This window comes from Paraburkholderia sp. LEh10, assembly GCF_017814945.1.
Classification (GTDB): domain Bacteria; phylum Pseudomonadota; class Gammaproteobacteria; order Burkholderiales; family Burkholderiaceae; genus Paraburkholderia.
In genome coordinates this window covers 101,530-122,537 of sequence record NZ_JAGIPX010000025.1, presented here as the reverse complement: position 1 = coordinate 122,537, position 21,008 = coordinate 101,530, and the positions used below count along the sequence as shown (strand labels likewise).

17 protein-coding genes are annotated in these 21,008 nt (G+C 63.3%); 9 read left to right on the top strand and 8 right to left on the bottom strand.

Going from position 1 to position 21,008, the window contains the following annotated elements; genetic code table 11:
• From J8I87_RS21645 to J8I87_RS21635, 3 genes are all read right to left on the bottom strand, one after another.
• Nucleotides 1–108: hypothetical protein (locus J8I87_RS21645; protein WP_209933911.1), on the bottom strand; the 108-nt coding region annotated here is incomplete at its 3' end.
• A gap of 213 nt (nucleotides 109–321) precedes the next feature.
• Nucleotides 322–1,230, bottom strand: a complete 909-nt coding sequence (locus J8I87_RS21640) for an NAD(P)H-binding protein (RefSeq protein WP_245254062.1) — start codon at nucleotides 1,228–1,230, stop codon at nucleotides 322–324.
• A gap of 73 nt (nucleotides 1,231–1,303) precedes the next feature.
• Nucleotides 1,304–2,476, bottom strand: a complete 1,173-nt coding sequence (locus tag J8I87_RS21635; protein WP_209933899.1) for an iron-containing alcohol dehydrogenase — start codon at nucleotides 2,474–2,476, stop codon at nucleotides 1,304–1,306.
• A gap of 208 nt (nucleotides 2,477–2,684) precedes the next feature.
• On the opposite strand from J8I87_RS21635, the gene J8I87_RS21630 reads away from it, so the two are divergent.
• From J8I87_RS21630 to J8I87_RS21620, 3 genes are read left to right on the top strand one after another with little or no spacing between them, the layout of a single operon-like run.
• Nucleotides 2,685–4,505 (top strand): acyl-CoA dehydrogenase C-terminal domain-containing protein, encoded by a 1,821-nt coding sequence (locus tag J8I87_RS21630; protein WP_209933897.1) that lies wholly within the window; start codon nucleotides 2,685–2,687, stop codon nucleotides 4,503–4,505.
• Between the two features lie 54 nt (nucleotides 4,506–4,559).
• Nucleotides 4,560–5,882, top strand: a complete 1,323-nt coding sequence (locus tag J8I87_RS21625) for a CaiB/BaiF CoA transferase family protein (RefSeq protein ID WP_209933896.1) — start codon at nucleotides 4,560–4,562, stop codon at nucleotides 5,880–5,882.
• 41 nt (nucleotides 5,883–5,923) lie between these two features.
• Nucleotides 5,924–6,799 carry an SDR family oxidoreductase gene (locus tag J8I87_RS21620; protein WP_209933895.1) on the top strand — a complete coding sequence of 292 codons (876 nt, stop codon included), beginning with the start codon at nucleotides 5,924–5,926 and terminating at the stop codon, nucleotides 6,797–6,799.
• Between the two features lie 395 nt (nucleotides 6,800–7,194).
• On the opposite strand, the gene J8I87_RS21615 is transcribed toward J8I87_RS21620, so the two are convergent.
• The 5 genes from J8I87_RS21615 to J8I87_RS21595 form a co-directional block, all read right to left on the bottom strand.
• The gene (locus tag J8I87_RS21615; protein WP_209933894.1) at nucleotides 7,195–9,066 is read right to left on the bottom strand and encodes an AMP-binding protein; all 1,872 of its coding nucleotides are present in this window, start codon (nucleotides 9,064–9,066) and stop codon (nucleotides 7,195–7,197) included.
• A gap of 61 nt (nucleotides 9,067–9,127) precedes the next feature.
• On the bottom strand, nucleotides 9,128–10,264 hold the full coding sequence (locus J8I87_RS21610; RefSeq protein WP_209933893.1) for a thiolase family protein: 1,137 nt from the start codon (nucleotides 10,262–10,264) through the stop codon (nucleotides 9,128–9,130).
• A 58-nt stretch (nucleotides 10,265–10,322) separates the two neighbouring features.
• Nucleotides 10,323–10,784, bottom strand: a complete 462-nt coding sequence (locus J8I87_RS21605; protein ID WP_209933892.1) for a MaoC family dehydratase — start codon at nucleotides 10,782–10,784, stop codon at nucleotides 10,323–10,325.
• Between the two features lie 51 nt (nucleotides 10,785–10,835).
• Nucleotides 10,836–12,923, bottom strand: a complete 2,088-nt coding sequence (locus J8I87_RS21600; RefSeq protein ID WP_209933890.1) for a 3-hydroxyacyl-CoA dehydrogenase NAD-binding domain-containing protein — start codon at nucleotides 12,921–12,923, stop codon at nucleotides 10,836–10,838.
• A 332-nt stretch (nucleotides 12,924–13,255) separates the two neighbouring features.
• Nucleotides 13,256–13,945 carry a TetR/AcrR family transcriptional regulator gene (locus tag J8I87_RS21595; protein ID WP_209933889.1) on the bottom strand — a complete coding sequence of 230 codons (690 nt, stop codon included), beginning with the start codon at nucleotides 13,943–13,945 and terminating at the stop codon, nucleotides 13,256–13,258.
• A 451-nt stretch (nucleotides 13,946–14,396) separates the two neighbouring features.
• Between J8I87_RS21595 and J8I87_RS21590 the strand changes: the two genes are divergently transcribed.
• The 6 genes from J8I87_RS21590 to J8I87_RS21565 all read left to right on the top strand — a co-directional run bounded on the left by J8I87_RS21590 (nucleotide 14,397) and on the right by J8I87_RS21565 (nucleotide 20,896).
• Entirely contained in the window at nucleotides 14,397–15,122 is a 726-nt protein-coding gene (locus J8I87_RS21590) for an ABC transporter ATP-binding protein (RefSeq protein WP_313065386.1), read from the top strand.
• Between the two features lie 4 nt (nucleotides 15,123–15,126).
• Complete coding sequence (locus J8I87_RS21585) at nucleotides 15,127–15,891, top strand: ABC transporter ATP-binding protein (RefSeq protein ID WP_209933888.1); 765 nt, start codon at nucleotides 15,127–15,129, stop codon at nucleotides 15,889–15,891.
• A gap of 66 nt (nucleotides 15,892–15,957) precedes the next feature.
• Nucleotides 15,958–17,208, top strand: a complete 1,251-nt coding sequence (locus J8I87_RS21580) for a branched-chain amino acid ABC transporter substrate-binding protein (RefSeq protein WP_209933887.1) — start codon at nucleotides 15,958–15,960, stop codon at nucleotides 17,206–17,208.
• A gap of 44 nt (nucleotides 17,209–17,252) precedes the next feature.
• Nucleotides 17,253–18,200: a branched-chain amino acid ABC transporter permease gene (locus J8I87_RS21575; RefSeq protein ID WP_209933886.1), complete on the top strand. Its 948-nt coding sequence runs from the start codon at nucleotides 17,253–17,255 to the stop codon at nucleotides 18,198–18,200.
• A gap of 22 nt (nucleotides 18,201–18,222) precedes the next feature.
• Complete coding sequence (locus J8I87_RS21570; protein ID WP_209933884.1) at nucleotides 18,223–19,530, top strand: branched-chain amino acid ABC transporter permease; 1,308 nt, start codon at nucleotides 18,223–18,225, stop codon at nucleotides 19,528–19,530.
• Nucleotides 19,531–19,822: 292 nt separating this feature from the next.
• Nucleotides 19,823–20,896 carry a porin gene (locus J8I87_RS21565; RefSeq protein ID WP_209933883.1) on the top strand — a complete coding sequence of 358 codons (1,074 nt, stop codon included), beginning with the start codon at nucleotides 19,823–19,825 and terminating at the stop codon, nucleotides 20,894–20,896.
• Nucleotides 20,897–21,008: the final 112 nt, after the last annotated feature.

The window sequence follows — 21,008 nt, the reverse complement described above, 5'->3', positions numbered from 1 at the left end:
CTGGACCGTTACCCGATGACCTTGTGACACGTACTTCTTCACCGTCTCGGGCGTCGCGGCGACGCGTGTTTCGTACGCGCGCGTTTCAGTCGGTATTCCGATGTTCATAGCTGAAGTGATGGCGTGGTTAAACCGCACGGCGCGAGCGTCCACGGCTTGCGCGCCCTTCGTCCAACATAAGTCTCGCTTCGCGTATCGCCCAATCGATACCCGGCGACGTCGTCAGTTGCCGCGATCGATCTCTTCACGGGCGAGCGTTGCCATTGCGCATGCAAGCGTGCAAGCGCAGTGGCGTCAAAGGACCAGTCGGGTCGTTATCGACTACGCAGTGAATGTCGCCGCGTTCTTTCTGACGAAATCCTGCACGCTAAGCGGCGCTTGTCCCGTCAGCGTGAGCACGTCGTCGGACATCCGGTCGTAGCGTCCCGCACGATGCAGGTCGGCCATCGTCGCGAGGTGGTTGACGAGATGGATGGGCAAGCCGCGCTCAATCAGCGCTTCGCGCCAGGGGCCGACGGGTATGTCCTGATAGGTGATCGTGCGGCCGAGCGCCTTCGAATACTCTTGCGCGTAGAAATGCATGTTCTCGGAGTGCGGACCGGTGAGGTGATAAGTCTTCCCGATATGCGGCTGAGGATTGGCGAGCAGCGCGGCCACCACGCGCGCGACGTCTTCCGCTGCAACGGGCGAAGTCTTCCCGTCGCCGAACGGCAGCCGGATCTGATCCGACTTCTTGACGGAGTGCGACGAAAACAGCAGGAAAAAGCCTTCGAGAAATACCGTCGGCCGCACATGCACGACGGGCAGACCCGACCAGTTCAGCGCCTGTTCGGCAAGCCAGTGCAGCTTGTGCTGCGGACTCGCAGTGGTTTGCGTGACGCTCATCTGCGAGAGCGTCATCTGCGACATGTTGACGAACGCCTTCACGCCGTGATGCTTCGCCACGGCAGCCGCATTGATCGTCGCGGCCAGATACGCATCGGAAACCGACATGGCGAAATACATCGTTTCGCAGCCGGCGATCGCTTTGTGCATCGAATCGAGATCGAGCAGATCGCCGACCACCACCTCTGCGCCCATGTCGCGCAATGCCTGCGCGCGTTCGTCATCCGAGCGCACCATCGCGCGCACCGCTTTGCCCTGCTTCAACAGCAGTTCAGTGACGGTGCGCCCTACCGCGCCGACGCGGCCCGCCGCTCCCGTGACCAGAATGGGACTTTGTTCCGACATTTCGCTACTCCTTTTGGAAATCGACACATCCACGGGCCAGCTGCACGCTCGCGCAGCAGCTGGCGCCCGCGCACTACGCGGCCAGCTTCAGGATCTCCAGCACGCCCGCCGGCCCGTGAACGGGACGCGGGTTGCTGAAGATAAAGAACTCGGTCATCGTATTGCGTGCAATCAGGTCGAACTGGTCAGCGCCGACATCGACTTCCCGCAGGCTGGTCGGCAGATCCAGTGACTGGCAAAACGCCCTGAACGCGTCGCCGGCCGCCATATCGGGCTGGCCGAGCGCGGCCGCTAGCGACTTCTGCGCGTCGGCGGTAAAGGGCTCGTTGTACGCGAGAATGCCCGGCATCATGACGGGCGTGCACAGGAAGTGCGGCACGTCGCAGGTGCCGCCGAGCACATGGCCGATCGCATGGCTCGCACCCATCGGCACACGCGCCTGCAGGCCGAACGAACAAAGCCACGAAGCAACCTGACATTGCGTCGCCGCCTCGATGTCCTCGCGCTCGCGCTGCGCGCGGGGCAGCCATTCGCGCATCAGCTCGATGCCGCGCAACACCGTCGCGTCCACGAGCGGGTTGCCTTGCGGCGAGCACAGCGCCTCGATCGCATGGTCCATTGCGCGCGTGCCCGAGCCGAGCAGCAGCGAATCCGGCGCATAGCGCAACAGCTGCGGATCGAGAATGATCGCGAGCGGCATCATCTTCGAATGAAAGAAGGTCTGCTTGAGCTTGCGGCGCGTGTCGGTGACGAGACACGCGGCGTTGTATTCGCCGCCGTTCAGGCTCGAAGGAATCGCGATCATCCGCACCGACGGGCCACGAAAGTTCGCGACCTTGCGCCGGCCTTTCTCGTCGACCTGGATCTCGAAACCGTCCAGCCCATCTTCTTCAGTGACGTTGTGTTCGAGGCACAGCGTTGTAATCTTGGCAATGTCAACTACGGAACCACCGCCGATCGCGACAAGCAAGTCCGCGCCCGCTTCACGCGCCGCCCGCGTGGTTTGCATCGCGCCCTCGCGCGTGGTGTGCTGCGCGACGCCGTCGAACACGCCCGCATAGCGCTCGCCCAACGCTTCGGCGATCTTTCGGATTTCCGGCGTGGTCGTGTTCAGCGTCCGACTGACAATCAGAAAAACCCGCTTTGCGCCGAGCCTTTCTGCTTCGGCCGCCAGCGTTTCGGCTGCCGGCCGGCCAAAAATGACCCGATCCATCATCGGGAAAAGATGGGTTCCGCGGCTTCGCATACTGCCCCTCCTCGTTCGGTTGATCGATGTGCGACCCGTGCCGGCAAAGCGCCTGGGCATTCGGGTTTATTGCAGGATCATCTCCTCTTGCGCTGTCAAGTATCCGTAGATAACATAACACTGTCAAGTTTAAAGTACGCCCGGCTCGAAGTTCACGCGACACCGTGACAAGCCGGACCGGAAAGCCTCTCTTTAGCGAGTCCACGACATGCCAGGCTACGACGCTCCCATCCGCGAAATCCGCTTCCTGCTCGAAGACGTCTTCGGCTACGACCAGCACACGCCCAACCTGCCCGGCTTCGAAGAGGCCACGCTCGACGTCGTGATGGCGGTGCTCGACGGTGCGGCCGAGTTCGTGAAGGATGTGCTGGTGCCCATCAACCTGCCCGGTGACCGCGAAGGCTGTCACTTCGATCAAGGCGCGGTGACGACGCCGAAGGGCTACAAGGAAGCGTACGAGCTTTATCGCCAGAATGGCTGGCCGGCGCTCGCGGCGTCACCCGATTGGGGCGGCCAGGGGTTGCCGCCTTCCGTTGCGCTGATGGTGCGGGAGTTCGTCGCTTCGGGATCGATGTCGTTCGGCATGTATCCGGGTTTGTCCCAAGGCGCGTACCGCGCGATCCTCGCGCACGGCAACGACGAACTGAAGCAGATTTATCTGCCGAAACTCGTCGACGGCTCGTGGATGGGGACCATGTGCCTGACTGAGCCGGACAGCGGCTCCGACCTGTCGCGGTTGCGTACGCGCGCCGAGCCCGATGCGGACGGCAGCTACCGCATCACGGGCACGAAGATTTTCATTTCGAGCGGCGATCACGACCTGACCGACAACATCGTGCATCTCGTGCTGGCGCGCCTGCCGGACGCCCCGGCAGGCACGCGCGGCCTGAGCCTGTTCGTCGTGCCTAAGCGGCTCGCGCAAGACCTGCCCGGCGCACTCGCCGGCGCGCCGAACAACGTCAACACGGGTTCGATCGAGCACAAGATGGGCATTCGCGCGCAAGCCACCGCCGTGCTCAATTTCGACGGCGCGCGCGGCTGGCTGATCGGCAAGCCTCATGGCGGCCTGCGCGCGATGTTCACGATGATGAATTCATCGCGCGTCGGCGTGGCGGTGCAAAGCGCCGGTGTCGCCGAAATCAGCTATCAGAACGCGCTCGCTTACGCGAAGGAGCGCCGTCAAGGTGTCGCGCCGAAAGTGTCGAAAGCGACCGACAGCACAGCGCGGACTGGCAACGACGGCCGCGATCTCATCATCGATCATCCGGACGTGCGCCGCTCGCTGCTGACCATGAAAGCGCTGACAGAAGGCATGCGCGCGTTCTATCTCGACATGGCGCTGCTGCTCGATGTGCGCGCCGCCCGCGCAAACAGCCCCGAAGGCGAAGCGGCGGAGAACCGGCTCGCGTTGCTCACGCCCGTGCTCAAGAGCTTTCTCAGCGACTGCGCGCTGAAGGTGACCGAACTCGGCATTCAGATACACGGCGGCTACGGCTACATACACGAGAACGGCATGGAGCAGTTCTATCGCGATGCGCGCATCGTGCCGCTCTATGAAGGCACGAACGGCATTCAGGCGCTCGACCTCGTGTTGCGCAAGATCGGGCTCGACGATGGCCGTGTGTTCGAGTCGTGGCTCGCGTCCGTCGAAGCATGCACGGAGCACGCGGCGTCCATCGCGAGCCTCGCATCGATGGCTGCCGCCGAGCGCCTCGCGGTCGCGAAGCTGCGCGATGCCACAGCCAGATTGCGCGCATGGCAGGCGGCCAGCGAATGGCATGTCGCCGGCGCAGCCACCGACTATCTGCAACTTTTCGGCCTCGTCACGCTCGGCGCGCTGTGGTTGCGCATGGCGTGCGCAGCGCACGCGGGCCGCGAGCGGAACCCGCAGCTCGCGTCGTTCTTCAGCGGCAAGCTCGGCACGGCCAAGTTCTTTTTCGAGCGTCTGCTGCCCGCTTCCGAAACGCACTTCGACGCGGCGATGAGCGGCGCCGACGCATTGATGACGTTGCGCGCGGACGAGTTCTGAGCCGCGGCCGTTGCCTGTTCCCGATGTCAACCGCATTCACGGAGGAGACTGTTCATGTCCGCTGAAACTCAACGCGGGCCGCTTGCCGGCGTGCGCATCCTCGATCTGTCGAGCATCGTGCTCGGACCGCTCGCGACGCTGACGCTCGCGGGGCTCGGCGCCGAGGTGATCAAGATCGAAGCGCCCGAGGGCGACAACGTGCGCGAAGCGGGCTCGATGCGCATCGACGCGCACGGCGAAGAGCACGAAAAAATGGGCCACGTGTTCATGCACAACAACCGTGGCAAGAAAAGCGTCGTGCTCGACCTGAAGAAGGCGTCGGCGCGCGAAGCGCTGCTGAAGCTCGCAAAAGATGCCGACGTGCTGCTGTCCAACATCCGCCCGGCCGCGATGGAGCGGCTCGGCCTCGGCTATGACGCGCTGGCGGCCGTCAATCCGCGGCTGGTGTATGTGACGGCGTGCGGCTACAGCGCGCGCGGCCCATATGCCGATCGTCCTGCGTATGACGACCTGATTCAGGGCGCGGCGGGTCTGCCATGGCTGATGCAGCAGTCCGGCACCGCAGAGCCGATGTACGCGCCCGTCTCGCTGGCGGACCGCGTGACAGGCCTGCATGTCGCCTATGCCGTCAGCGCGGCGCTGTTTGCGCGCGAGCGCAGCGGGCACGGCCAGCACGTCGAGGTGCCGATGTTCGAAAGCGTCGCGCACTTCGTATTGGCCGATCACATGGCGGGCCGCACGTTCGCACCCGGCGCGCACGGCGAACGCGTCAGCACGGGCGAGAACGGCGAAGGCGAAGCCGGATACGACCGGCTGATATCGGTCGATCGCCGGCCGTACCGGACGGCCGATGGCTATCTGTGCGTGCTCATCTACAACGACAAGCACTGGCGCGCGTTCATGACCGCGATCGGCAAGCCAGAGCTGTTCAACGACCCCCTGTTCTGCAGCCAGCGCAATCGCTCGCGACGCATTCGCGAAGTGTATGCGTGGGTCGCCAGTGTGATGCCCGAGCGCACGTCCGCGCAGTGGAAAACACTGCTTGACGAAGCGGACATTCCTTACCAGGACGTCAATTCGATCGAGGACTTGCTGAACGACCCGCACCTGAACGCGACGGGCCTGATCGGTGAAGACACGCACCCGACGGAGGGCGTGATCCGCACGCTGGGCAATCCGACCACATGGTCCGCGACGCCGCTGCCCACGCTCGCGCCGACACCGCGGCTCGGCGAGCACAGCGTCGAAGTGCTGCTCGCGGCGGGCTATTCCGATGACGAAGTGAAACAACTGCTCGACGAGGGGGCGGCCTGCGCGGCGCGCGACACATGTGTCGCATCGAACGCGCAGATCGCAACGACAACGGCCGGTGCGTGAACCGGTTCGACTCATTCATTTACCAGACGAAGGGACTCACCATGTTCAAAAACGATCTGCTGAAGGGCAAGCGCATTCTGATCACGGGCGGCGGCTCGGGGCTCGGCAAGGAAATCGCCGCACGTTACCTGGGGCTCGGCGCGGACCTGTATATCTGCGGGCGCCGCGAAAGCGTGCTGAACGAGGCGGCCGACGAGCTGATGGGCCGCTTCGGCGGCTCTGTTAAAGGCATCGCAGTCGATATCCGCAACGCCGAAGCTGTCGATCAGATGATCGACGACATCTGGAAGGAAGGTCCTCTCACCGGGCTCGTGAACAACGCGGCGGGCAACTTCGTGAGCCGGACGGAAGACCTGTCGTCGCGGGGCTTCGATGCGATTGCGAACATCGTGCTGCACGGCACCTTCTATGTCACGCAATCAGTCGGCAAGCGCTGGATCGCGAACAATCTGCCGGGCAGTGTCGTGTCGATCCTCGTCACGTGGGTGATGAATGGCGGGCCGTTCGTCGTGCCGTCCGCGATGTCGAAGGCGGGCGTCAACGTGATGACGAAATCGCTTGCCGTCGAATGGGGCCGTCACCAGATCCGCCTGAATGCGATCGCGCCCGGCGTCTTTCCGACCGAGGGCATGAGCAAGCGCCTCTATCCGGGACGCGAAGACGCGGGCCGCGCCGAAGGCAGCAGCCCAATGGGCCGCGCCGGCCGGATGGAAGAACTGCAGAATCTCGCGACCTTCCTGATGGCCGACGGCTGCGAATGGCTGACGGGTCAGACGCTGACGATCGACGGCGCGAACTCGTTGGCGACGGGCGGCAACTTCTATCACTTCAAGGACTGGTCCGACAGCGATTGGGAACAGGCGCGCTCGTCGATTCGCGAGCAGAACGAGAAGGATCGGATGGCGCGCTCGGTGTGAGGTGAGGTTCCGTCTGCGACGCGCGCTTTCGTGCAGTCCGCGCGTCGCAGACCTTCACGTGACGCGACTCTTTTCCATATACGGTAAAATTAACCTCGCTATGAACGTTCGTTGACCCTCCAGGAAGCCGCACCCTATAGTCCTCCGACACCATGCAGGGATAGCGTATCGGCGCGAGCCATAGCGGCAAGCGCGTTGCCGCGCAGATCAGCTACGCGATGCGTGCAGGACACGCGACGCAAAACACGGCTCGCCATCAGACGTGGGTCACACTTACGATGATGTTCTAGCATCATAAAAAAAGTCCCAATCCGCGCGGCGACATACCGACACGAACCGGGACAGTCCCAAGACAAACCGGTACAACTTCAACGAGAACGCGAGAGCCGCTCCCGTCAGGACGGCGAGACCACCACATGCTGCGCGCAAGGCGCGGCGAACAGATCCTCGACGCAATCCTTGCGCCGCTCGATCACCGCGCGCTGGTTGATACTGCCTTTGTCGGTGACTTCGTAGTGCTGCATCGACGGCGGCTCGTCCAGAAGCATCAGCCGCTCGATACGCATCGATGCCCCCGTCTGCCCGGCGTTGACCACCGCGAGGCGCCGCTCAAGTTCACGCAGCAACAGCGGATGCCGCGCCAGTTCGCCCACATCGGCGCCCGCGAGCTCCGGCCATGTCTTCGCGCATGCGCCGGCGTCGAGCCACGCGAGCGTGCCGAGCGTATCCGCGCCGTCATACGCAATCACCGCTTCCTTCACGAGAGGGCTGCACGCGTCGATCAGCCGCGTGCGCAGCGCGGCCGTGCGCACCCATGTGCCGTTGGCGAGCTTGAAGTCTTCGGCGAAACGGCCCGCATAGCGCAGCCCCGCGACGGGGCGCTCAGGATCGACGAAGCGCACCGCGTCGCCGAGCACATAGAAGCCTTCATCGTCGAACGCGGCCGCCGTCTTGTCAGGCGCGTCCAGATATCGCTCGATGATATTCGGCCCCTTGATCCGCATTTCGTAGCGTCCGGGAAGATCAGGGTCTTCGAGCAGCTTCAGCGTGACATCGGACACGGGCAGCCCAATGCAGCCGACGTCATCGACGGCCCAGTATTGCGTGACAGCGGGGCCCGAGCTCTCGGTCGCGCCGAACACCGACGTGAGCACGACGCGCTCGCCCGTGGTGCGCACTGCGACCTGCTGAAAGCGGTCGTACAGGTCACGCGACAGCACTGCGCCGCCGTAATACACATAGGTAAGCCGCGAGAAAAAATGCCGCGCGAACCGCTCGTCGCGTTCGAGCGCGGCGACCAGCATCGCGAGCCCGGCGGGCACGTTGAAGTACAGCGACGGCGCGACGTCTGCCAGGTTCTTGAGCGTCTCATCGAAACGGCCCGGCAGCGGTTTTCCATTGTCGATATACAGCGTCGCGCCAAAACGCAGAATCCGGTTCAGCACGATGTTGCCGCCCATCACGTGATGCCACGGCAGCCACTCGAGATAGACAGGCTGATCGACGGGATCTTTCCTGAACACGCGCGCCGTCATTTCCTGCGCGGCAGCGAGATTGCTGCGCGACTGCACGACCGCCTTCGGCACGCCTGTCGAACCGGACGTGAACATGTATTTGGCGGGCAGGCTGCCCGGCAGTTCGCGATGCCGCGCTTCGACAGCCGGCTCGATCGCGGTGCGCGACAGCGTCGCGAACGACAGCATGCCGGGCGCCGCGTGCTCGACCGCGATCACACGCTCCCGTGGCACGCCGAGCGCGTCGATCGCGCCCGCAAAACGCTGCGCGTCCTCGACGAACACGAGATGCGGCTTGACGAGCGAAACAGCATCCGTAAGCCGCTTATAGCTGCCGCCCATCAGCGAATACGCGGGCGACACGGGCGCGACGGGCACGCCTGCGTATAGCGCGCCCCACGTCAGCAGCGCCTGGGCCGACGAGTTCTCCGACAGGATCACGAGCGGCGCGCTCTGGCTCGCGCCGTGCGACAGCAGCGCGGTCGCGAGCGCACGCACCGCGTTCCATACCTCGCCGACGCTCCACGACTCCCACGCGCCCTCGCGGTTGCGCTGCACGAGCATCGGAGCAGCGGGACGCACGGCGGCCCAGTGTTCGAGCCAGTCGGTCGTGCATGAGCGCGTCGGCGGCAGCGGCGGGCCGGACCTCATGATCAGCGTCCCGTCGCCGCGTCGTTCGATTTCGACTGACGGCTCGCGAAATCCGGCTTCGCGAAACGGCCGGTCGATTGTCTCCATAACGTTCGATGTCATTGTTCCCTCTGATACGTTTCGCTGCGCAAGTGAATGATCGATCGGATTGCGCCGCCGCGCATCAGATCGCTTCGAGCACGGTCGCAATTCCCTGGCCGCCGCCGATGCACTGCGTCGCGAGCGCGTAGCGTCCGCCCGTGCGCTTGAGCAGCGCAGCCGCCTTGCCGACCAGCCGCGCACCCGTTGCGCCGAGCGGATGGCCGATCGCGAGGCCGCCGCCGTCGAGGTTCACGCGCGCCTCATCCAGCCCGAGTTCGCGGATGCACACGAGCGCCTGGCTCGCGAACGCCTCGTTGATTTCGATCACGTCGAGCGCGCCGGCCTTGATGCCCGCGCGGGACAGCGCCTTGAGCGACGCAGGGATCGGCCCAATGCCCATGAGCTCGGGCGCAACAGGCGCGACAGCCGCCGACCTGATTTTCGCGAGCGGCACGAGCCCCTGCTCGCGCGCGAACGCGGCACTGCAGATGAGCGTCGCGCAAGCGCCGTCCGTGAGCGGCGACGACGTGCCCGCCGTCACACTGCCGTCCTCGCGAAACGAAGGCTTCAGCGCCGCGAGCGCCTGCGCGTTGGTGCCGGGACGGATGCAGCCGTCTTCCGTGACAAGGCCCGCGCTTGTCCGGATCGGCACGATTTCGTCCTTCAGCCGGCCTTCTTCGCGCGCGGCCGCCGCCTTCGCATGCGACACGACGGCAAGCTGCTCCTGCGCCGCGCGGCTGACTTCATAGCGTTGCGCGACGTTTTCGGCGGTGATGCCCATCGGCGTGTAGACCTCTGCATGGCCTTCGAGCAGCGTCGGATTCGGCGACCTGTTGAAGCCGCCCTGCGGCACGCGCGTCATCGATTCGACGCCGCCGCAGATGAATGCATCGCCCATGCCGAGCGCGATCTGCCCGGCCGCGTAATGGATGGCCGACATCGACGAGCCGCAGAAGCGGTTGATCGTCACGCCCGGCACGTGCTCGCCGATGCCCGCGCGAAAGCTCACGATGCGCGCGATGTTGGAGCCCTGCTCCGCCTCCGGATATGAGCAGCCGAGCACGATATCCTCGATCAGTTTCGGATTCACTTTTGTTCGCTCGAGCAGTCCCATCACGACTTGCGCGGCGAGATCGTCGGGACGTGTGTCGATCAGTGCGCCCTTGCGCGACGGATGAAACGGCGAGCGTGCAAAGCCGGCCACTACGACTTCATTCATGCTTCTCTCCTGTGTCGCGACATGCCAACTGCCGTCGCGATGATTGATGCGGGGAAATTCACGGCGTGCCGTCTGCTGGACGGCGCGGAATACTGGTCAGCCCGTAAAGCCGCATCACGACTTCGCCGCGCTGATTGATCAGATCGATGCGCGCTTTCGCGACGCCGCGCCTGGGCTTGTCCGGGATCGTTTGAATCTCGACGAGCTCGCGCTTCACGCGGACCGTATCGCCGGGCCTGACGGGCTGCAGCCAGCGCAGCTCATCCGCGCCGACGCCGACGATGGGCGTCTCGCCGAACAGGCGCGCCTTCACGCACAGCCGCATCGCAAGCGAAGCCAGATGCCAGCCACTCGCGATGAGCCCGCCAAACGGGCTTGCGCGCGCCGCGTCGGGGTCCGTGTGAAACGGCTGTGGATCGAACTTGCGCCCGAAGTCGATCACATCGTCGGCTTCGATGGTCACCGCGTCGCTCGTCCATGTTTCTCCGACGCGCAAATCTTCCAGATAACGCCTTGTCATACGGGCTCCTCGCTGTGATGCTTCCGGGCTGTGCGGCTCATGTGCGCCGTGTCATTCGAAGCTCGCGCCCTGATCGGCCAGCTTCACGAGCAATCGGCTCGGCTGCCACTGCCCGCCCTGATAGCCCTGCTGATACTTGCGGATACGCGCGAGGACTTCGGGGAGGCCGAGCGTGTTCGCGTAGTGCATCGGGCCGCCCTTCGTGACGGGGAAGCCATAGCCCGTCGCATAGACGACGTCGATGTCCGACGCGCGCTGCGCGATCGCTTCATCGAGAATCTGTGCGCCCTCGTTGGCGAGCGCGAGCATCAGCCGGTCGACGATCTCGTCGTCGCCGACCACGCGCTGCGCAACCCCCGTTTCCGCGCGATACGCTGTCAAGATTGCGTCGACCTCCGGGTCGGCCAGGCGCTTGCGATTGCCCGGCTCGTAGCGGTACCAGCCTTTGCCCGTCTTCTGGCCGAGGCGTCCCGCTTCACAGATGCGGTCCGCGATACGCGAATAGATCATCTCCGGCCGCTCGACGTAGCGGCGCTTGCGAATCGACCAGCCGATGTCGAGCCCGCTCAGATCGCCGACGGCAAACGGCCCCATCGCCATGCCGAACTTCTCCATCGCCCCATCGATCTGCGCGATGCTGCAGCCTTCATCGAGCAGGAAGAGCGCCTGCTGCAAATAACGCTGCAGCATCCGGTTGCCGATAAAGCCGTCGCATACGCGCGAGAGCACCGCCGTCTTTTGCAGCTTGCGCGCAAGCTGCATCACCGTGACGAGCACTTCGTCGGAAGTCTTCGCGCAACGCACTACTTCGAGCAGGCGCATCACATGCGCGGGCGAGAAGAAGTGCATGCCGATCACGTCGGCCTCGCGCTGTGTCACGGCGGAAATCTCGTCGATGTCGAGCATCGATGTGTTCGTCGCGAGAATCGCGCCCTTCGGTGCGAGCCGGTCCAGATCGCGGAAAATCTGCTGTTTCAGGTCGAGACGCTCGAATACCGCTTCGACGACGACATCGACGTCGGCGACGGCGACCGCCAGATCGAGCATCGGCGTGATGCGTTGCAAAGCTTCGTCGCGTGCGTGCTGAGTGAGGCGTCCCTTGTCGAGTTGCGCGTCGTAGACGCCGCGAATCGTCGCCATGCCGCGTTCGAGCCCTTCGCTCTGCGCATCGACAAGCGCAACGGGAATGCCCGCATTCGCGAAGCAGATCGCGATGCCCGCGCCCATCGTGCCCGCGCCGATCACGGCCGCCTTGCGAATCTCGCGCGGCCGCGCATCGGGCGATACGTCCGTGATCTTCCCGGCCTGCCGCTCCGCAAAGAAGTTGTAGCGCAGCGCCTTCGATTCCGGCGTCGCCAGCAATTCGAGGAAGCGGACGCGCTCGAATTCACGCCCCGCCTCGAATGGCATCGTGATCGCCGCTTCGCAGCAGTCGACGATATACAACTTGCCCTTGTGTCCCGGCGTGCGCTTGTTGATGTCCGCGCGCAGCGTCGCGAACAACTCCGATGGCGCGCTCGCCATGCGCGCCGGCAGCGCGCTCGTGCGGCGCACGGGCATTCTTGCGGCGATCAGCTTGCGTGCATATGCGAGTGCGTCTTCCAGCAGGTCGCCGTGCGAAAGCTCATCGACGAGCCCGTAATCGAAAGCCTGCTGCGCGCCGAGCGGCGCGCCGCTCAGCATAAGCGCAGCCGCATGCTCCATCGGGACCAGCCGCGGCAGCCGTTGCGTGCCGCCCGCGCCCGGCAAAAAGCCGAACTTGACCTCGGGTAAACCTACTTGTGCATATGCACTCGAAACACGATAATGCATAGCCATTGCAAGTTCGAGACCCGCGCCGAATGCGAAACCGCCGATAGCGGCAATCAGCAGTTTGTCGACCTTGTCCAGCCCTTCAATCAGTTCGGGCATCGTCGGCGATGCCTTCTGCGCCGGCGTATTGAATTCGCGAATCTCGGCGCCGCCGCAAAACGGCCCTGCCCCGCCTGTGACGACGATCGCCCGCACGTCGTCTCGCGCCGCCGCATGCAGAATCTGCTCGCGCAGTTTCTTGCGCTGCACAGCGGACAGGCTGTTGACGGGCGGATTATCGAAACTCACGACGGCAACACCGTCTTTGACCTCGTATGAGGACTCCATGACCATCGCGTCTCCTGATTGCTGATTCGGTTGCGTGCCGCGCCACTCGGCGCTTGCTTATGCCCATGCAGCGATGTGCGGTCCGTCGGTGGGCGTCACACATCGTATGCATCATTCCGGTTAGGTTGAAATTGATTGTGACAGCGTCAAGTTTGAGTGTCAACAAGACATCGCATGCGAATGCGGCGATGCATGCACGTGTCGATCCGCGTCGCGGTTCGCAAGCAGGGAGACGGAAAGAAGAGAAGCGCAATGGCGCGACGTGTCGCGCCATGAACGGGCGGCGCGGCGTGCGTAGAACACGCGCACGAACCGCGCCGCGCTGAGGGATGTTACTTCTTGCGCGAACCGCCGCGCGTAGCGGGCGTTTCTGCCTCGACGTGCGGCAACTTCAGGCCACCCAGCAGCAGATTGGTCACGCCCGTACACACGTCGTCGATCATCTCGTCGGGCACCTGGCACAGGCCGCTTTCGCGATCAGCCAGCAGCGTAGCGAGACCGTGCATGCCCGACCACACGGCGATCGCCGAGAAGCGCGGCGGACGGCCGCTTTCCGAATGATCGGCCATGAATTCGGAAATAGTGTTGCTCAGGAACTGGAACGAACCTGCACTCGCTTCCATCAGTTCCGGATACTTGCGCTTGTCGGCGATGCGCGGGCCGAACATCAGATGGAACAGTTCGGGGCGCTTGAGCGCGAACTCGACGTACACGCGCATGATGACACGCAGCCGCCGCTCTTTCGTCATGCCGTCCTTGAGCGCCGACATCCGGTCGGTCATCAGCGCATGAAAGCCTTCCGTGGCGAGCGCTGCGAGCAAGCCTTCCTTGTCGCCGAAGTGATGGGTCGGCGCTGTTTGCGACACGCCCGCCAGCCGCGCGACTTCGCGCAGCGACAGATCGGAGGCGCCGCGCACCTCCAGCAGCGTGAGGCCGCGCTGCAGCATTTCCTCGCGCAGATTGCCGTGGTGCCACGATACTTTCTTGGTCGGCTCGATGTCAGCCAATTCCGTAGTGGACATGATCTTTTCAGTGAAAAATTTCGCAGTGAACCTGACACTGCATGCGCCGCTGACAGTGTTTGATGCCCAGCCGCATGCGTCCTTCACTCCATTCTACTCCGACGTCTCCCGTGATCGAAAGTACTGCCTTTAGTGATAGGAAAAATGCGCGAGGCTGTCCTGGTGCGGCTGTGCGGCGACCAAGGGAAATCCCCGACTCGAAACCAATTGCCAGTCAGCATGCCGACTTCTATCATTTGACCAACTTGACACTGTAACAATGCAAGTTGCCTTTCGATCGGGACAGCCCTCCAGGATGACGGTGAGGCTGTACATGGTTCAGCGGTAAGTCAGTTGTTCAGGAAGTCAAAATGACAGAGACGCATGCGGGAACCGTCCGTGCGCCGATGCAGGCGCTCAGGCTGGAAGGAGTGAAAAAAAGACATTCGGCGCCACGGAGGTCATACGGGGCGTGGACTGGTCGATCCACCAGGGCGAATGCCATGTGTTGATCGGCCCTAATGGCGCGGGCAAATCGACGCTGTTCCACCTGATCAGCGGCCGCTATCTGGTATCGAGCGGCACGATTCATCTGAACGACATGGACGTCACCCGTTTCGGCGCCAACCGCATCAGCCGCAGCGGGCTCGGCAGGAGTTTCCAGACGGCCAACCTGTTCGGCCGCATGACCGTGTTCGAGAACGCGCGAATCGGCGCGCTGCGCGCAGCAGGCTATGGCCCGTCTTTTCTGCGTAGCTTGGGCCGCGGCGGTCCCGCCGACCTCCGCGCGCTCGAAATCCTCGACGAGGTCGGTTTGCTCGACAAGCGCAATGAGCCCGCCGCGCTGCTTTCGTATGCGGACCAGCGCGCGCTCGAAATCGCGCTCGCTCTCGCAGGCGGCCAGAAAGTGCTGCTCTTCGACGAGCCGACGGCGGGCATGAACAAGCACGAAACGCGCAACGTGATCGAGTTGCTGCAACGGCTTCGCGCGGCCGACAGCTCACGCACGATGGTCATCATCGAGCACGACATGGACGTGGTGTTCGAACTCGCCGACCGGATCTCGGTGCTCGTGTACGGCGAAATCATCGCGTGCGATACGCCCGCGCAAGTGCGTTCGAATCTCGCGGTGCAGGAAGCGTATCTGGGCACGCCAGCGGGGACGAGCCAAGGCGCCGCGCATTCACAGAGGCATTGAATCGATGAACACTCAATCGAGCCCCGCATCGTGCGCGCGATGCGGGCCGTTTTTCAGCGCTTCCGGCATCGTCGCCGGCTATGGCCAAAGCCAGGTGTTGCAGGGCGCGAGCCTGCGCATCGAGGCGGGCGAAACCGTTGGGCTGCTAGGACGCAACGGCTCGGGACGCTCGACGTTCCTCAAGGCCGTGATGAAGCTGCTGCCGTCGCAGGGCGCGATCAGCCTCAATGGCATGCCGCTCGAACGCGCGAAAACGCATGAGGTTTCGCGCGCCGGTATCGGCTATGTGCCCGAAGACCGGGCGATCTTTCCCGATCTGACTGTGCGCGAAAACCTGTCCGTCGGTCTGCCGCAGTCCGGCCGCACGAAAGCGTCAGCACCACTGCGCTCCCAGCCGTGGACAGAAGAGGAATTCTTCGAGCTGTTCCCGAACCTGAAGCGGCGCGCGAACGTCGCGGGCGGCGCATTGTCGGGCGGTGAACAGCAGATGCTGACGATCTGCCGCGCGCTGATGGGCCAGCCCTCGCTTCTGCTCGTCGACGAACCAACGGAAGGTTTGAGCCTCTCGATGGTCGATCAGGTCGCAGAGCTGCTGAAGGAAGTTGCGAGGCGTGGCGTGGCCGTGCTGCTCGTCGAGCAGAAGCTGACCATCGCGCTCGGGCTGTGCGACCGGATCAACGTGATGGGACACGGCAGGATCGTGTTCGACGGCAGCGTGGAAGAGTTCGGCGATAGCCCGGGCGTACGGGCGGAGTGGCTCGAAGTCTGAGCGGGCCGGCAGCCCGGATGAAGACCAAGACAAAGACAACGCATATCAGCAAGTGAGGAACAGAAGATGATGAAGCACACGACGGCGACCGTGACGCACACGCTGCGCGCCAGCCTGTTCGCTGCGGGCGTCGCGCTGCTGGGCGCAGCGCATGCAGCGCCGCCCATCAAGATCATGGTGATCGAGCCGATGTCGGGCCCGCAATCGTCGACCATGGAATCGTCGGCGAAGAATCTGCAGTTCATCGTGAAGCGCGATAACGAAGCGGGTGGCATCCTCGGCTCTAAAGTCGATCTAGAGTTTTGCGATGACAAGTTCAGCCCGAAAGACGGCAAGAACTGTCTCGACCGCGCGATCGGCAACGACGTGCATTTCGTGATGCAGGGCATCGGTGCAAACGTGACGATCACGTTGCTCGATTCCATTGAAAAGTACAACGCGCGCAACCCCGGCAAGGAAATCGTCCTGATCAACTGGGCGGGCCTCGACGAATCGATGACGGGCAAGTACTGCTCGTTCTGGCAGTTCCGCACCGACGGCCACATCGGCATGAAGATGAAGGCTGCCGTGCTGTCGCTCGACCCGAAGGTCAAGCGCGTGTACCTGATCAACATGGATTACTCGATGGGCCAGAGCGCGGACGCTGCGATTCGGCGTCTGCTCAAGCAGTACCGCCCCGATGTACAGATCGTCGGCAGTGAACTGCATCCACCCAACAGGGTGCAGGACTTCACGCCATACGTCGCCAAGATCAAGGCAGCGAATCCAGACGCGATCTTTACAGCGAACATCGGAACCGATCTGAGCCGCCTGATCCGCGCTGGCAACGACGTCGGCCTGAATGTGCCCTGGTACACGGTCTATGCGTCGCAGCACGGCCAGGTGACCAGCATCGGCGAGAAAGGCGTCGGCAAGGTGTATCAGGCGTCGGATTCGATCATGAGCATGAACATCCCCGCTATTGATCAACTGATGGATCAGTCGCGCGCGGGCGGCTATGGCGACTTCGAAAGCATGCGCATCTATCGCGGCTATCTGTTCCTCACCGACGCCATTCGCGACGCAAAGACCACGCAGCCACTCGCGGTGGCCAAGGCGATGGAGAAAACCACCGTGTCGATCGGCGACTACAAGGCGACGATGCGCCCCGCCGATCATCAGGCGCAGTTGCCGTTGAACCTGTCAGTGCTGACGACCGACGCAAAGTACAAGCAGGACGGCACGCCCTGGGGATTCAAGCTGATCAAGACGTTCCCCGCGACGCAGGTCAGCGAGCCCGTTGACGGCTGCAACATGAAACGGCCGCCGGGCGCGTAAGCGCGCGGCAGTTTTGATGAAAGGACTTAAGAGGACGGCAGGCGATGCAATCTCTGGCCTTGGGTTTATTCAACGGCGTCAGCTACGGAATGCTGCTGTTTCTGATGGCGGCGGGACTGACGCTCGTCTTTAGCATGCTCGGTATCCTGAACTTCGCGCACCCCGCGTTTTACATGTTCGGCGCTTATTTTGCGTACACCTTCGCGCAGTTGCTCGGGCTCGGCTACTGGTGGGGACTCGTCGCCGCGCCGCTGTGTTGCGCGTTGCTCGGTGCAATCGTCGAACGATGGCTCGTGCGTCGTGTGATCCGCTTCGGTCTGCTTGGACCACTGTTGCTGACCTTCGGTCTCGAGATCGTGTTCGTCGAGGCCGTCTCGTTGCTGTGGGGCAAGCAGCCAGTGGCGTACGCAGTGCCGAAATCGCTCGATTTTCCGCTGTTTTCGCTGTACGGCATCGACTACTCCGCCTACCGCGCGTTCACGCTCGCGATGACGCTCGCCGTGCTCGCAGGACTCTTTCTGCTTCTCAAGCGCACGCGCATCGGCACGACCGTTCGGGCGTCGCTGTCGCATCCCGAGATCGTCAACGCGCTCGGACACAACCTGCCACAGCTGCGCACCAATGTGTTCGCGCTCGGCGCTGCGCTCGCCGGGCTCGCGGGCGCGCTGTCTGGCAACCTGATCGGCACCGATCCCGGCATGGCCAATCAGCTGGGCACCATCCTGATGATCGTCATCGTGGTGGGCGGCCTCGGTTCGCTGGCGGGCGCCTTTGTGTCGTCGTTGCTGATCGGCGTGCTGCAGACGCTCGTCGTCTCCACACAGATTTCCTGGGCCGACCTGCTCGCCCCGTTGGGTTCGGTGCTGCACGGCATGGCGGGCAGCGATTCGCTCTCGCAGCCGCTGAGCCGTTTTGCACCGCTCGTTCCCTTTGCCATCGTGATCGTCGTGCTGGCCATCCGTCCGCGCGGCCTGATGGGTCAACGTCATTAACGGATTCAGAATGGACTTCCACATGCCGACGATCAGGGGCGCACATCGCCTGAATTCCGTGCCGCGCGAGGCCTCGCCCGCCGGACGGTCATGGGACGCGTACTTGCCGCCACGCCCGAACCGCGCACGCCGCACATTCAATTGGGGCGCCGTGCTCGTCGTAGCCGTCGCGCTGCCGTTTCTGTTCACGGGCCCGTTCGCGATTTCGGTGCTCACGCAGATCTGCATCGCGATCACGTTTGCGCTCGCGTACAACATGCTGCTCGGCGGCACCGGCTTGCTGTCGTTCGGCCACGCGCTGTACTTCGGCATCGGCGCCTATGCGACCGCGCACTTTCTGAACGCATACGGTGCAGCCGTGCCCGTCGTACTCGTGCCCGTTGTCGGCGGTGTAGCCGCGCTCGTCGTCGGTGCGGGCGTCGCGCTTTTCACCGTGCGCAGCGGCAAGGTGATCTTCGCGATGATCTCGCTCGCCGTCGGCCAGCTTGCGTTTTCGGCGGCGACCATCATGACGGGCTTCTCCGGCGGCGACGAAGGCATCCGGATCGACCCGACGCGCGCCGCCGGCTGGGGCATCGATTTCGGATCGCCTTTGAACGTCTATCTGCTCGTTGCCGTGTGGACGTGGTGCGCGGCCCTCGCGATGTACGCTTTGACCTTCACGCCGCTCGGCCGGCTGATGAACGCCACACGCGACAACCCGGAACGGATGGACTTTGTCGGCTTCAATCCCGTCTTCATTCGAGGGCTCGCGTTGACACTGTCGGCCGGCTTTGCAGGCATTGCCGGTTCGCTCTATGCATTGGGCTTTCAGGTCGTCACACTCGATACGCTGAGCCTGACGCAGAGCACGGTCGGGTTGGTGCATGCTTACGTCGGCGGCTATACGTCCTTCTTCGGCCCCGTACTCGGTGCGCTTCTGTTCACGCTCGCCACCGCATACCTGTCCCCGTTGACGGATGCCTGGCCGTTGTACCTCGGCGTGTTCTTCGTCACGGTGACGATCTCGTGGCGCTATGGGCTGACGGGCGGCTTCATGGACCTGATGCGGATCGCTCCCAACGCATGGCGGCAACGCGGCGCCGCTTATGTCGTGCGATGCACGGTTCCCGTCGTGCTGGGCGCATTGGCGACGTGTGCCGGCTTCATCCTGTTGATCGAGATGATCCAGTCGCTCAACGCGAACATGGGCACGCCCCTGCGTCTCGCGTTCCTGCCGGGCTCTTACAGCGCCGATCCGCGCACTGCCATGCCGTGGCTCGTTTCGATCGCGCTGCTCGCAGCGGGGTTCGCCCTGCTCTATCTGAGGCGGCGCGCCGCACGCCAATAGAACGTCGCCGTCGCTCTTTATCGTGGACGGGCACGTGCTCGTTGTCCGTCCACGCCGGTGATTCATGCGCGCAGCCATGATGCACTGATCCTTCGCTGCAAGGCTGGAAGTACTGGTATCCGCTGCTAGAGCACATTCATGGCTACCTTCATTGATACGGATACCTTATCGATTTGTTGCTTGCATTTCGTCGTCAGGTCGTACGAGAGCATTCGCTCCGCTGCTTCGCTTGCCGGCCGCATCCGTCTGCGAAGTCAAACCAAAAATTACAGCATGTGATGGAGACTCTTCAATGAAAAGGTTTTGCTTCGCCGCGTTCGTTCTGGCAGGTGCGATTGCTCCCGCCGCGCGCGCGCAAAGTTCGGTGACGCTCTATGGAATCGTTGACGCGGGCGTTCTGTACAAGACGCATGCCGCGACAGGTGGAGGTTCGGCATGGTCCGTCGCAAGCGGCATCGATTCGACGAGCCGCTGGGGTCTCACGGGACGCGAGGACCTCGGCGGCGGGCTGCAGGCGCTGTTCGAACTCGAAAGCGCGTTCCGCGTCAATACGGGGCAAAACATCAACGGTGGCCAACCGGCGAGCGCGGGCACTGTGCTGTTCGACCGCGGCGCAACGGTCGGTATCGGCAGCAAGACCTATGGCAATGTGCTGCTCGGCAAGAACCGTTCGCCGATACTGCGTATCCAGAGCCGTCTCGACATCGAAGGCTATTCGAACTTCGGCTCGCTGAACAATCTGCTCTATCAGAACCTCTCGGGTTATACGGGCTACCAGTACTCATGGGTCGACAATTCGGTCGAATACATCAGCCCCGAGTTTGCCGGCTTTCAGGGCATGGCGATGTATTCGTTCGGCGGCACGGCGGGGAACTTCAGCAACAAGAGCGTCGTCTCGCTCGGCGCAAGCTACAAGATCGGCGGATTCCTGGCAGGCGCGTCGTACTTCAACGGACGCGACATCACGGGGGCGACTGATTCGACGACAGCACGCGCCTACACGGTCGGGGCGAACTACGGCTGGGACGCGTTCAAGGTCATGCTCGACTTCGCTAACTTCAAGAATCCGGCACGCGGCACCAGCGATAACTTTTATACGGCTGAGTTCTCGTACACGCCTACGCCGTTCTGGACATTATCGGCCACATACATCCGTCAGGACGACCGCGTGACCAACGACCGCGACGCCAGCCTGTATAAGCTAGGCGCGGTCTACTCGCTGTCACGCGCGACCTCGGTCTACTCGTTCATCGGCTATGTGAAGAACAACCGGCTCGCTACCCTCGGCCTGCAGAATTCGACGCCTGCGGGCGTTCCCGGTGGAAATCAGTTCGGCGCCGCGATTGGCATACGTCACTTGTTCTGAGTTCGGGTAGTGTGCAATTCTTTTTGCCCGAAAGGCGGGGTTGCAGCGAGGCCATATTCGGGCAGAGTGAGTTCAAATGGCGAATGAGCGGCAATGCTAACCGCTTTGCGAC

What these genes read in the sequence shown, in the direction of transcription:
- J8I87_RS21580 (WP_209933887.1), top strand. Translation starts at nt 15,958, where the DNA reads ATGATGAAGCACACGACGGCGACCGTGACGCACACGCTGCGCGCCAGC.
- J8I87_RS21635 (WP_209933899.1), bottom strand. Translation starts at nt 2,476, where the DNA reads ATGCGAAGCCGCGGAACCCATCTTTTCCCGATGATGGATCGGGTCATT.
- J8I87_RS21565 (WP_209933883.1), top strand. Translation starts at nt 19,823, where the DNA reads ATGAAAAGGTTTTGCTTCGCCGCGTTCGTTCTGGCAGGTGCGATTGCT.
- J8I87_RS21600 (WP_209933890.1), bottom strand. Translation starts at nt 12,923, where the DNA reads ATGGAGTCCTCATACGAGGTCAAAGACGGTGTTGCCGTCGTGAGTTTC.
- J8I87_RS21605 (WP_209933892.1), bottom strand. Translation starts at nt 10,784, where the DNA reads ATGACAAGGCGTTATCTGGAAGATTTGCGCGTCGGAGAAACATGGACG.
- J8I87_RS21625 (WP_209933896.1), top strand. Translation starts at nt 4,560, where the DNA reads ATGTCCGCTGAAACTCAACGCGGGCCGCTTGCCGGCGTGCGCATCCTC.
- J8I87_RS21640 (WP_245254062.1), bottom strand. Translation starts at nt 1,230, where the DNA reads ATGTCGGAACAAAGTCCCATTCTGGTCACGGGAGCGGCGGGCCGCGTC.
- J8I87_RS21630 (WP_209933897.1), top strand. Translation starts at nt 2,685, where the DNA reads ATGCCAGGCTACGACGCTCCCATCCGCGAAATCCGCTTCCTGCTCGAA.
- J8I87_RS21595 (WP_209933889.1), bottom strand. Translation starts at nt 13,945, where the DNA reads ATGTCCACTACGGAATTGGCTGACATCGAGCCGACCAAGAAAGTATCG.
- J8I87_RS21570 (WP_209933884.1), top strand. Translation starts at nt 18,223, where the DNA reads ATGCCGACGATCAGGGGCGCACATCGCCTGAATTCCGTGCCGCGCGAG.
- J8I87_RS21575 (WP_209933886.1), top strand. Translation starts at nt 17,253, where the DNA reads ATGCAATCTCTGGCCTTGGGTTTATTCAACGGCGTCAGCTACGGAATG.
- J8I87_RS21615 (WP_209933894.1), bottom strand. Translation starts at nt 9,066, where the DNA reads ATGACATCGAACGTTATGGAGACAATCGACCGGCCGTTTCGCGAAGCC.
- J8I87_RS21585 (WP_209933888.1), top strand. Translation starts at nt 15,127, where the DNA reads ATGAACACTCAATCGAGCCCCGCATCGTGCGCGCGATGCGGGCCGTTT.
- J8I87_RS21620 (WP_209933895.1), top strand. Translation starts at nt 5,924, where the DNA reads ATGTTCAAAAACGATCTGCTGAAGGGCAAGCGCATTCTGATCACGGGC.
- J8I87_RS21610 (WP_209933893.1), bottom strand. Translation starts at nt 10,264, where the DNA reads ATGAATGAAGTCGTAGTGGCCGGCTTTGCACGCTCGCCGTTTCATCCG.